This is a genomic window from Myxococcus vastator (assembly GCF_010894475.1).
Classification (GTDB): domain Bacteria; phylum Myxococcota; class Myxococcia; order Myxococcales; family Myxococcaceae; genus Myxococcus; species Myxococcus vastator.
In genome coordinates, this window is sequence record NZ_JAAIYB010000293.1 from 1 (window position 1) to 10,806 (window position 10,806).

The 10,806-nt window shown below is 68.6% G+C and carries 10 protein-coding genes; 3 read left to right on the plus strand and 7 right to left on the minus strand.

The window, feature by feature from the left end:
- From G4D87_RS40380 to dnaE, 5 genes are all read right to left on the minus strand, one after another.
- Positions 1-263, minus strand: a 263-nt coding sequence (locus G4D87_RS40380; RefSeq protein WP_240358583.1) for an NAD(P)-binding domain-containing protein, incomplete at its 3' end; no start/stop codon positions are given.
- A 51-nt stretch (positions 264-314) separates the two neighbouring features.
- On the minus strand, positions 315-1,142 hold the full coding sequence (locus G4D87_RS25060) for a crotonase/enoyl-CoA hydratase family protein (protein WP_163784738.1): 828 nt from the start codon (positions 1,140-1,142) through the stop codon (positions 315-317).
- Positions 1,143-1,871, minus strand: coding sequence for a SitI6 family double-CXXCG motif immunity protein (gene sitI6, locus G4D87_RS25065; RefSeq protein ID WP_163784739.1), 729 nt, complete (start codon positions 1,869-1,871; stop codon positions 1,143-1,145). It abuts the gene before it with no gap.
- A gap of 6 nt (positions 1,872-1,877) precedes the next feature.
- Positions 1,878-2,591 (minus strand): SitA6 family polymorphic toxin lipoprotein, encoded by a 714-nt coding sequence (gene sitA6, locus G4D87_RS25070; protein ID WP_163784740.1) that lies wholly within the window; start codon positions 2,589-2,591, stop codon positions 1,878-1,880.
- Between the two features lie 70 nt (positions 2,592-2,661).
- A complete protein-coding gene (gene dnaE / locus G4D87_RS25075; protein WP_163784741.1) occupies positions 2,662-6,219 on the minus strand; it encodes a DNA polymerase III subunit alpha in 3,558 nt (1,185 codons plus the stop codon).
- Positions 6,220-6,547: 328 nt separating this feature from the next.
- Between dnaE and G4D87_RS25080 the strand changes: the two genes are divergently transcribed.
- A complete protein-coding gene (locus G4D87_RS25080) occupies positions 6,548-6,991 on the plus strand; it encodes a Spy/CpxP family protein refolding chaperone (protein WP_240358584.1) in 444 nt (147 codons plus the stop codon).
- Between the two features lie 93 nt (positions 6,992-7,084).
- The gene (locus tag G4D87_RS25085) at positions 7,085-7,882 is read left to right on the plus strand and encodes a M14 family metallopeptidase (RefSeq protein WP_163784743.1); all 798 of its coding nucleotides are present in this window, start codon (positions 7,085-7,087) and stop codon (positions 7,880-7,882) included.
- Between the two features lie 27 nt (positions 7,883-7,909).
- Here G4D87_RS25085 and G4D87_RS25090 read toward each other — a convergent pair whose 3' ends face one another.
- Positions 7,910-9,115 carry a substrate-binding domain-containing protein gene (locus G4D87_RS25090; protein ID WP_163784744.1) on the minus strand — a complete coding sequence of 402 codons (1,206 nt, stop codon included), beginning with the start codon at positions 9,113-9,115 and terminating at the stop codon, positions 7,910-7,912.
- A 168-nt stretch (positions 9,116-9,283) separates the two neighbouring features.
- Here G4D87_RS25090 and G4D87_RS25095 point away from each other — a divergent pair, with 168 nt between their 5' ends.
- Positions 9,284-10,126 carry a hypothetical protein gene (locus G4D87_RS25095; RefSeq protein ID WP_240358585.1) on the plus strand — a complete coding sequence of 281 codons (843 nt, stop codon included), beginning with the start codon at positions 9,284-9,286 and terminating at the stop codon, positions 10,124-10,126.
- Positions 10,127-10,193: 67 nt separating this feature from the next.
- Here the strand turns inward: G4D87_RS25095 and G4D87_RS25100 are convergent.
- On the minus strand, positions 10,194-10,806 hold a 613-nt coding region (locus tag G4D87_RS25100), incomplete at its 5' end, for a molybdenum metabolism regulator (protein ID WP_163784746.1).

The window sequence follows — 10,806 nt, forward strand, 5'->3', positions numbered from 1 at the left end:
AGATGTGTATAAGAGACAGCCTCCAGCACCGAGCGCATGGCGGACACGGGCATGGCCAGCACCACCAGCCCGGCGCCCTCAACGGCCTGGGCCAGCGTCGATGCCCGCAGCGCCGCGGGAACGTCAGCCTGTCCCGGCTCGAACACCCGATGCCGGAGGCCCGCTCCCAGCAGGAGGCCAGACAAGGCACGGCCAAAGCGGCCGTACCCCAGCAGCGCGATGCTCTCCGTCATGTCGCCGGACTCCGAATCCAAGGTGTTCATGGAATTCTCGCATCGGCGGCATGCGAGGCGAAAGCCCCTCGGGAGGGGTGCTCAGCGCCCCTGGAAGTGAGGGGGGCGGCGTTCCGCGAATGCGGAGAAGGCTTCGGCGAGGTCATGGGATTGGAGGAACGCGGAGTTCCACACCGCCACATAACGCAGGCCATCCGCGATGGATTTGTCCGCGCAGTACTCCATGACCTGCTTGGCGCCCTGGACGACGAGCGGGGGATTCTCGGCGATGCGCCTCGCGGTCGCCCGGGCCTCCTCCAGCAGTGCCTCCGGCGTGGGGAACACCTCGTTCACCAGCCCCATGCGCAGGGCGCGCGCCGCGTCCACGTCACCACCGGTGTAGGCCAGCTCGCGTGTGTGGCCCTCGCCGATGATGCGTGGCAGGCGTTGGAGCGCGCCCAGGTCGGCGACGATGCCCACCTTCACCTCGCGCAGGGAGAACTTCGCGTCCTGGGAGCAGTACCGGAAGTCACACGCTGCGATGAGGTCCATGCCGCCGCCGATGCACCAGCCGTGCACCGCGGCGATGACGGGCTTGCGGCAACGGGCCAGGCCCTCGGTGGCCTGCTGCATGTCGCCAATCAGCGACAGCAACTTCAAGCGCTCCAGGGCCAGGTTGCCTTCGCCGGTGAGCAGCGGCCCCAGGGACTCCATCATCCCCATGAGGTCCAGGCCGAAGGTGAAGTGCTTGCCCTCGCCGCGAACCAGCACGACGCCGACGGCGTCATCCGCATCCAGCGCGCGGATGGCCTCGGGCATCTCCCGCCAGAAGTCGGGCCCCATGGCGTTGCCCTTGCCGGGGCCGGTGAGCACCAGCTCGGCGACGCCTTCGTTCTTCTCGATGCGCAGCGACTTGTAGGTCCCGTCCATTCAGGCCTCCCGGACTTCGAGTTCCTCGAACGTCACGCCATCCAGTTCGAGGTCATTCACGGCTTCGACGAATCGCTCGCTGACGATGACTGTTGCCCAGCCCTGCCGGTGACGGAAGACGTCCCGGTCTCCCGGTAACGACGCGGCGTCGAGGATGACGGTGCGGGGCCAATCCCGTTTGCTGGCACCGCATGCCGAGCATGGGGGTTCGCGCTCTTTCGGCAGACAGTCTTGATGCAGCAGACCGTGCAGCTCCAGTTGCAGTTGGAGCAACTCGGGCGGAGCCTTTCCTCGGAAACGAACCTCGACCGGCGCCCCTTGAAGCCCTCGCACGCCCGCGGTGTTCAATCGCTCGAATGCGGCCCGCTGAACAAACAGCGTGGACGCGTCCTGCATGAAGAGCGGGCCGAAACGGCCAGCGCCCTTCCCTTCACAGGGTCCGAACTGGGCTCCTGGCTCCAGCAACGCCCACGACGGAGCCAGCGGCGCAATCAACGCCTTCAACCGCGAGAACTCCTCGCGCGGCACCGGCCAGGGGTCAGACAGCTTCTTCAACTCGTCGCGAGGAAGGCTGGACAGGTCCACGCACGGGTATGCGAGCCAGGGAGCCCCTCCGCCCGCGCGGCACACGGGACAGGGCTGCACACCCGGCAGGCACCACTTGTTCACCGCGTCCAAGGAGCCCGTGTAGCTCGACGCCGTGTCTGGATGAACTCGGTAGAACTTCAAGGTTCCTCACGGAGCACGGATGGACGGCGCTGCTTGATAGGGCGCGACTGGCGCATTGTAGGGCACGACGGGCCCCGTCAACTCGAAGCGGAAGATCAACTCCACCGCCTTCCGGTGCAGTTCCTCTGACGTCATCGAACGGCCCTGCTGGCTGTCCCGAAAATCCCGCCACGCCTGGTTCCACATGCCACCACGGCCCTTGCCGCTATGGAGTTGGCGGTGGATGTGCTCGGGGATGAGGATGGTGAACTTGTGGATGTCGACGCCGTGCGACCTGAACCACCTCGCCAGTTCCGGCTGTTGCGGAAACAGGTGGTGATGCACCAACTTCCCGGGACCTCTGGGCAGCGCGGGAAGAAACCCCTCCCGGTAACGGAAGTGGAACGTCATCCGTGGTCGTGAGCCCGAGCGAATCCCGAGGCTCCGCCAGTGGCGAAACGAGGGGGCTCCGCGTACCGGGGGACGAAACGCTCCAGTCAGCACCGGCCTGAATGTGGCCTGGGCCTTGGCCTCCAGCGCGACGTCCTCGCAATCGAACAGCCCGCACGTTCCGCCTTCGCAAGCGAGGACCACACAGGCGCCCTCATCCGAGCGCACGCACTCCAGCGAGGCAGGAGACTCGGCTCGTGAACCAGACCCGGGTGCCGTCGAAGCACACCCCGCCAGGAGCAGGCTCACGAGCCCCGACAGCAGCAGCCCTCCACGACACTCAAGTCTCATGGGTCAGCCACTGTACTGGCGCTGGCCCATCAGCAGTCATGGAATCCGGCTTTGGAAGCTCAGCTCCGGCTCAGCCGAACTCCACCACGCGCATGCCGAACAGGCGGTCCACCGCGAGCAGCAGGTCGTCGTTCACCTGCACCTTGATGGACGTGTTGCCGATGAGCGCCTCGCCCTCGCCCTTGAAGAGCACGCTCACCGCCACGGGCGTGGCGCCGGCGTACTTCTTCGCCAGTTCGTGCAGCTTCGCCACCCGCTCCTCCGTGAGCAGGTCCGCCGGCACGCGCAGCTCCAGGCGCTTGGTGCGCTTCTCACGCACCGCCTTGAGGCTCTGGATGTCGTCGACGATGAGCTCCGGCGTCGGCGAGTCCTCGTCACGCTGGCTGATCTGCACCGTGCCGGACACCAGGATGGGGTCGTCCGACTTGAGCAGGTGCTCCCAGTTCTCGAAGCCCGGCTTGGGGCCCTGCTTCGCCCACTTGCCGTCCCGGCCCATCACGTTGCGCGTGCCGTCCTTGCCCGGGAAGCACACCAATTCGATGGAGCCGGACAGGTCCTCAATCGTCACCCACGCCATGCGCTTGCCCGTCTTCGTGGGCCGCTCACGCAGCACCGTGACGATGCCCGCCACCGTGAGCTTGTCGTCCCGGCGCGCGCGCTGCACCGCCGTAATCGGCCGCGCGTAGCGCTTCAGCTCCTTGTCGTACTGGTGCAGCGGATGGCCGGACACGTAGAAGCCAATGGCCTCCTTCTCCAGCGACAGCCGCTCCTTCTCCGACCAGTCCTCCACCTCGACGTAGTCGTCCTTCAGCGCGCCGCCCCCGCCGTTCGAGGACGGGCCGGCCAGCATGCCGAACAGCGAGCTCTGCCCGGCCGCCTTGTCCTTCTGGCTGGCCGAGCCGCGGTTCATCGCCTTCTCGATGGTGTCGAAGATCTGCCGGCGCGAGCGCTTCTCGAAGTCGAAGGCCCCCGCCTTCACCAGCGCCTCCATCACCTTCCGGTTCACCTTGCGGCTGTCCACGCGCTCGCAGAAGTCGAACAGGCTCTTGAAGGGGCCGTCCTTGCGCGCCTCCAGGATGGACTCGATGGCGCCCTCGCCCACGCCCTTGATGGCGCCCAGGCCGAAGCGAATCTTCCCGCTCACCGCGCCGAACTCCATGTCGGACTGGTTCACGTCCGGCGGCAGCACCTCGAGGCCCGACTCGCGCGCCTCGCCGATGTGCTTCACCACCTTGTCCGTGTTGTCCTTCTCGCTGGAGAGAAGGGCCGCCATGAACTCGCAGGGGTAGTGCGCCTTCAGCCAGGCCGTGTGGATGGTGACCAGGCCGTAGGCCGCCGAGTGGCTCTTGTTGAAGCCGTACTCGGCGAACTTCTCCATCAGGTCGAAGATTTCACCGGCGACCTTGAGGTCGACGTTGTTCTTCGCGCAGCCCTCGAGGAAGCCGGCCCGCTCGGCCTGCATGACCTCGGCCTTCTTCTTGCCCATGGCGCGGCGAAGCAGGTCCGCGCGGCCCAGGGTGTAGCCACCCAGGACCTGCGAAATCTGCATCACCTGCTCCTGGTACACGATGACGCCGTAGGTGTCCTTGAGCACCGGCTCCAGCGCGGGGTGCGGGTACGACACCTTCTCCCGGCCGTGCTTGCGGTTGATGAAGACGTCCACCATGCCGGAGTCCAGCGGACCCGGGCGGTACAGCGCGCCGGCGGCGATGACGTCTTCAAAGCAGTTCGGCTTGAGCTTCACGACCATTTCCGTGAAGCCGCTGGACTCCATCTGGAAGACGCCGGCCGTGTCGCCCTTGGCCATCAGCTCCCACGTCTTCTCGTCGTTGAGCGGAATCTCGTGCCGCGGGATGTCCTTGTCGTGGTTGCGCTTCACCAGGTTCAGCGCGTGCTGAATCACCGTGAGCGTCTTCAGTCCGAGGAAGTCGAACTTCACCAGGCCGGCCGCCTCCACCTCGTCCTTGGCGAACTGGGTGATGAGGGTCTTCTCACCCGGCGGCTGGTAGACGGGCACGAACTCCCACAGCGGCTTGTCGGCAATCACCACGCCGGCGGCGTGCATGCCGGGCTGGCGGTGCAGGCCCTCCAGCGCGAGCGCGATTTCGAGCACGTCCTTGGTGGTGACGGGCTTGCCTTCCACCTCGCCGAGGTTGGAGGGCGTCTCCATCATCTCCTTGAGGCGAGGCTCCATCTCGATGGCCTCCTTCAAGCTGATGTTGAGCACCTCCGGCACCAGCTTCGCGATGCGATCACCCTCACTGAAGGGCAGCGCGAACACGCGGCACACGTCGCGCAGCACGCTCTTCGCCTTCAGCGAGCCGAAGGTGATGATCTGCCCCACGTTCATCTCGCCGTACTTCCGGCCGACGTACTGGATGACCTCGTCCCGGCGGTCCTGGCAGAAGTCGATATCGAAGTCGGGCATCGACACGCGCTCCGGGTTCAGGAAGCGCTCGAACAGGAGGTTGTACGGGATGGGGTCCACGTCGGTGATGCGCAGCGCGTAGGCCACCAGGCTCCCGGCGCCGGAGCCACGGCCCGGGCCCACCGGGATGTTCATCTTCTTCGCCCAGTTGATGAAGTCCTGGACGATGAGGAAGTAGCCGCTGAACCCCATCTTCTGGATGACGCCCAGCTCCAGCGACAGGCGCGCCTGGTACTGCTCGCGGTCGATGGGATAGGTGACGGTGGCCGCCAGCTCCTTGAAGCGCTCGCGCAGGCCCTCATACGCCAGCTCCGCCATGAAGCTGTCCGGCGTGTGGCTGTCGGGCACCTTGAAGGTGGGCAGCATCGGCTTGCCCAGCTTGAGCTCCAGGTTGCACTGCTCGGCGATGCGCTGGGTGTTGTGGACCGCCTCGGGGATGTCCTTGAAGAACTCCAGCATCTCCGTGGGGCTGGTGACGTAGAGCTTGTCCGTGGAGTGCTTCATGCGCTTGCCGTCCGCCAGCGTCTTGCCGCTGGCGATGCACATGAGCAGCTCGTGGGCGCGCGCGTCCTCGCGCTTGATGTAGTGCGCGTCCGCGGTGGCGCACAGCGGGATGTCCAAATCTCGCGAGAGCTGCTTGAGGTTCTCGTTCGCCTTGTCCTGCTCCGGCATCCCGTTGGACTGCACCTCCAGGAAGAAGTGCCCCGGGTCGAAGATGTCCTTGTACTCCTGCGCCGCGCGCCGGGCGTGGTCCATGTCGCCGCGGAAGCACGCGCTGGTGACTTCACCGCCCAGGCACGCGGTGAGCGCGAAGAGGCCCTTGCTGTGCTCGGCGAGCACCTTCTTGTCGATGCGCGGGTGGTAGTAGAACCCGTGCATGTACGCGGTGGAGGAGAGGTAGCGCAGGTTGGCGTAGCCCTCCGCGTCCTTCGCCACCAGGATGAGGTGGTGGGAGACCTTCTCGGAGCGGTCCTCACGCCCCTTGGGCCCGGCGACGTAGGCCTCCATGCCCAGAATCGGCTTGATGCCGGCGTCCTTCGCCTTCTTGTAGAAGTCGATGGCGCCGAACATGTTGCCGTGGTCCGTCACGGCGACGCTGCTCATCCCCTTCTCCTTCACCGTCTTGATGAGGTCCTTCATCCGGATCGCCCCATCGAGGAGCGAGTAGAGGGTGTGCAGGTGGAGGTGGGTGAAGGACATAAGCGCGTTCCGCTCCTGGAGGCCGGGGTGCAACCGAACACCGAACACTAGGGCGGTGTTCTGCTGCTCGCCAGTCCAGTGTTGCCCTTGGTGGAGAAGCGCGCGCGGGCCAGAAAATCGGCCTCGGGACGACGTTCCGCCATGAGCGGAAGCGCTGGACAAGACGCCCGCGGGCGGCTCCTGGCCCGCTGAGCGTGCGGGCGGCTTCATACTTCTTCACGCCTCGTACAAGTCCCAGCAACGGAGGGTCGGCACATTGGCCACCGTCGCCCCAGGTGGTGGCGACGTCACGTGGAGCCATCCCGCGCTCCACCCAGGAGAGAACGCCATGATGAAAAGGTTCGCCGTCGTCGGCTCCGCGATGCTCGCCGTCGCCCTGCTCAGCGGCTTCGCGCTGCGAGGAGGCCCCCGCTGGGGCAAGGACCCGGAGCGCGTGAAGCAGCTGGTGACGTGGAAGCTGGACGACAAGCTGGACACCCTGGACGCCACCGACTCACAGCGCCAGTCCATCCACGCCGTGAAGGAGCGCCTGTTCTCCGACGGGATGCAGCTGATGAAGGAGCACCGCGCGGTGCGCGAGAAGGCCTTCCAGCAGCTCTCTTCGGACACGCCGGACCGGCAGAAGCTCCACGCCCTCGTGGACGCGCGCATCGAGGCCATGCGCGCCTTCGCTCACCAGGCGACAGACGCCGCCCTGGAGGTCCACGGCACGCTGACGCCACGGCAGCGCCAGGAGCTGGCCGAGCAGTTCCGCCAGCACGTAGGCCCGTAGGCCGCGCGCGCGCCACCGTGGCGTCAGGGCAGGTGGGGTGTGTGCTTGCGGGAAAGGGTGGGCGGGGCGGCGGCGCACGGCTAGTTTAGATGCGTGAATTACACCGACTACGCAAAGCGGATCCGCGCCCACGCCCACGTCGCGGACGTGTCCGAATACGGCCGCGTGACGGAGGGGGACCAGGACTACCCCCTCCTCCGGCTCGTCGTCCCGGGAGCGCGTTGGCTGGTCATCACCTCCGGCTTCCACGGAGAGGAGCCCGCCGGCCCGCTCACGCTGGCCGAGCACTTCCCGGCGGTGGCGGCGTACGCGGTGGAGCGCGGCGTGGGGCTGCGCGTCTACCCCTGCATCAACCCGTCCGGCTTCGAGGCGGGCACGCGCTACAACCGCAGCGGCGAGAAGCCCAACAACGACTTCCTCCGCTACGAAGTCGCCCCCGGGGAGTGGGTGGGCGAGCTGAACGTCGCGCGGCCCATCCTCCGCTGGGCGCTGTATGACGGCGGCCCCAAGGAGACGCGCGCGATACGCAGCGAGCTGGCGCGCTATTCCGCTCCGGCCGCCGCGCTCGACATCCACCAGGACGACTACCTGGGTGGGGCGTCGACGTACGCGTACACCTTCGGAGACAAGGCCGCCTACCGCCCGCTGGTGGAGGCCAGCGCGAAGCACGTCGCGGTGGTGCGCAGCCAGAAGGTGGACGACCACAGCTTCACCGACGCGGACGGCCTCATCGAGTACCACGACGGCAGCGTCACCGACTGGTACTCGCGCCAGGGCGTGCCCTACACGGCCGCACTGGAGACGACGACGCCGACGCCGCGTGACGTCTGCGACGCCGTGAATCTCATCTGGATTCGCGGCTTCATCGACCTGGCGGCGCGCGGCGGCTGACGGCGGCGCACCGGACGCAGCGGCGGGCTACGGCGAGCGCGCGTTGCCCACCCGCCGCGACCACAGCGTGAGGAGGTTGCGGACCACCGCGCCCTCGGGGACCTCCGCGCTGTCCGGCACGTCCACCCGGAGGCCGCGCGCGGCCAGCGGGAGGAAGGGGCTGTGCTCGCCGGGCGACGTCAGCGGCACCGAGGCATCCGCGGGGCGGAAGCCGAAGGCCAGCGCGCGCTGCTGCACCGGCCGGCTGTGCAGATGGCGCAGCCACTCCAGCGCGGCCTCACGCTGGCGGGGCAGCACCCAGTCCGCTTCCAGCACCGCCGCCGGATGGTCGCTCCAGGACGTGAGCGTCGGGTACAGGACCTTCAGCGCCCCCCACTTCCCCGGGGGCTGGGAGAGCTGGGAGATGGCCAGGTTCTCGTACACCACGGCGATGTCGTAGCGGGACGGGCCGAAGCGGACCATGTCCGCCATCAGCGCGCCCGTGGACCGCTCGAAGCGGCCCGCGCCCCGCTCCAGCTGGCTCAGCCACGTCTGGAACCGCGGCTCCAGCAGGTCGGCCACCGTCAGGCCACGCTGTTTGCCGTAGAACTCCAACGACGCCAGCAGCAGCGCCTGGAGCCCGGAGTTGGAGCGCGTGGGGTCCGTGTGGCCCAGCTTCACGAAGCCCCACTCCGGCAGGCCACCCACCGCGGGCCAGCCCTGGTCGCTGGCCACCGCTTCGTGGATGACCTTCCAGGACACCGCGCCTCCGCCGCTGGCGCGCTGGAGCACCTCCGCCCGGTCCTCCCACGCCACGAAGACAAGCGGCGTCTTCACCAACGGCCGCGGCGCCGCGGCGCCCTCCGAGGCGAACAGCGGCGCGCGCGTGGCGTCCGTGGCCCAGTCCGACGCCAGCATCCGCAGCACCGCGCTGTCGGCGGGGCTCCACACGGTGGGCCGCTCACGGCCTTCGAGGATGGCCCGCGCGGCCTCCAGCGAGCCCTGGCCCACCAGATTCACCCGGATGAGCGGGTGCGCCTTCTGGAAGGCCGCCGCCGCCTCCTCCACCCACGCCTGCTTCTCCGTGCTGTAGAGGAACGTGATTTCCGTCCGCACCGCGCGGGTGGCCACGGGCGCCCGCGCCGCCGGACGCGCCTCCTCCGTGCCGCGCTCCGCGGCGCGCCGCGAGGACAGGTAGAGGGCCCCCCCCAACGCCGTGAACACCCCGATGATGATGAGGACCGCGGGCTTCATGTACCGGCTCGCACTTCTGGGAACAGGTGCTCGGCTCCTGGGCAGCCTTGTAGGCAACCTCCGTGACGCCGTACAGGGGAGGACCGTCCGCCTCGGAATCCGGGCCTGCCCCAAAGCGTCCGCTTCCGCACGTTTGTTTGAACACAAATGACATGCCAGAATGGGGGGATGACGGCAAACATTCGGAAGCTCGTGCTTGCGGGCCTGGGCACGGCGTTGAGTGCGTGCGCGACCAAGCCCGCTCCTCCGGTGGAGCATTACTCGCTCGGCATGTCCCGAGCGGACTACCGGGATTACAAGAAGGCGAAGGCGGACCCCTGTGCGTCCTCGGAGCCGCGGTGGCTGGCGGACGAGCTGACGACGGTGAACGGCGCGATGGCGCGCTTCCTCCGGGAGACGGAGCAGGTCTCCAAGCTGGACGCGCCGGACCACGCGCGGCAACTGGCGATGATGCGGGAGGCCACCGCGACACTGCCGCCCCTCATGGAGGTGCACCGCTACACGCTGAACCGGTTGAAGGAGTGCAGCTTCCGCGACACCGGGGCCTTCCCGGAGATTGTCCGGCGTGGCCGCGAGCTGTTGCCGGAGGTGGAAGCCCGGCTGGAAGAGGGCCCCAAGGTGCTGGCGGCGGTGGCGCTGAAGGATGCCCGTCGGCGGTGGCGCGCGGAGATGCCCGAGCGGGAGGAGACCGCCCGCCGCACCTGGTGCCCGCCCAAGCCCCAGGTGGGGCAGACGGACCTGTTCTACGCGCGGCAGGAGGTGGACGGCCGCAAGCTGTGGCGCTTCTGCGACGGACACCTGGTGGAGCAGCGTGCCAACGGGGAGCCCGTGCTCGTGCAGCCCGACAACCTGACGTGGCGCATGCGCCGGCGCATCAAGCCCCAGTCCTACCTGGATGCCGCGCGCGACTACCCGATGGCGGAGATGGACCGGCAGCCCGACAGCGTCCCGTCCTCGGGCAAGGGCGCCGCCAAGAAGTCGTCCGCGTCCAGCAGCGGCGGCCCGGGCTAGCCCACCGCGCCTCGAGGAGCGCGTGGGACAACTCCACGCGCTCCTGGCACCCCGCGACGTCGGCGCCTCACGCCTCCAGCCGGGCCAACCGGCTGGCCAGGTGCGCGTCCTTCGAGGCCTCGACGGACTGGGCCCAGGTCGCTAGCGAACCGCCGCTGGAGGACAGCTGCTCCTCCACGTGTGGCCGCAGGCGCGTCCACCGCTTGCTCCACCCCTCCTCGGAGGGCGCGCCCGTTTGACCGGGACGCTCCGCCAGCAGCATGCCCATGCGCAGCGCCAGCTCGGGCTGCCCCAGCGCCGACGCCTGCCGGGCCACGGCCGTCGCGGCGGGGACGGCGTCCGGCGCGGCGAGCCACGCCGCTGCCGCGCGGGTGAAGGCCGCCACGTCCAGCTCGCCCAGCAACGCCAGCGCGTGCCGCAGCGGGAGCCGGCCATCCTTCCTGGGAGCGACGACGCGCTCCATCAGCGCGGTGAAGGTGCCCGCCAGCTCCGCGTGGGCCGCGGGGTCCACGCCGCCCAGGGCCCGCAGCGCGCGCTTCGCACGCCGGGCCCGCGACGTCACCTCCCAGCTCCGCCACCCCAGTCGGGCGCGGAGCGCGGCCAGGGCCTCGGCGGCGGCCTTCAGCGACTCGGGCGTGGGCGTGGCCGCGGGCACGCGGCGGGGGAGCTCCGCCTTCTTC

What these genes read in the sequence shown, in the direction of transcription:
- G4D87_RS25080 (WP_240358584.1), top strand. Translation starts at nt 6,548, where the DNA reads ATGATGAAAAGGTTCGCCGTCGTCGGCTCCGCGATGCTCGCCGTCGCC.
- dnaE (WP_163784741.1), bottom strand. Translation starts at nt 6,219, where the DNA reads ATGTCCTTCACCCACCTCCACCTGCACACCCTCTACTCGCTCCTCGAT.
- G4D87_RS25095 (WP_240358585.1), top strand. Translation starts at nt 9,284, where the DNA reads ATGACGGCAAACATTCGGAAGCTCGTGCTTGCGGGCCTGGGCACGGCG.
- G4D87_RS25060 (WP_163784738.1), bottom strand. Translation starts at nt 1,142, where the DNA reads ATGGACGGGACCTACAAGTCGCTGCGCATCGAGAAGAACGAAGGCGTC.
- sitA6 (WP_163784740.1), bottom strand. Translation starts at nt 2,591, where the DNA reads ATGAGACTTGAGTGTCGTGGAGGGCTGCTGCTGTCGGGGCTCGTGAGC.
- G4D87_RS25090 (WP_163784744.1), bottom strand. Translation starts at nt 9,115, where the DNA reads ATGAAGCCCGCGGTCCTCATCATCATCGGGGTGTTCACGGCGTTGGGG.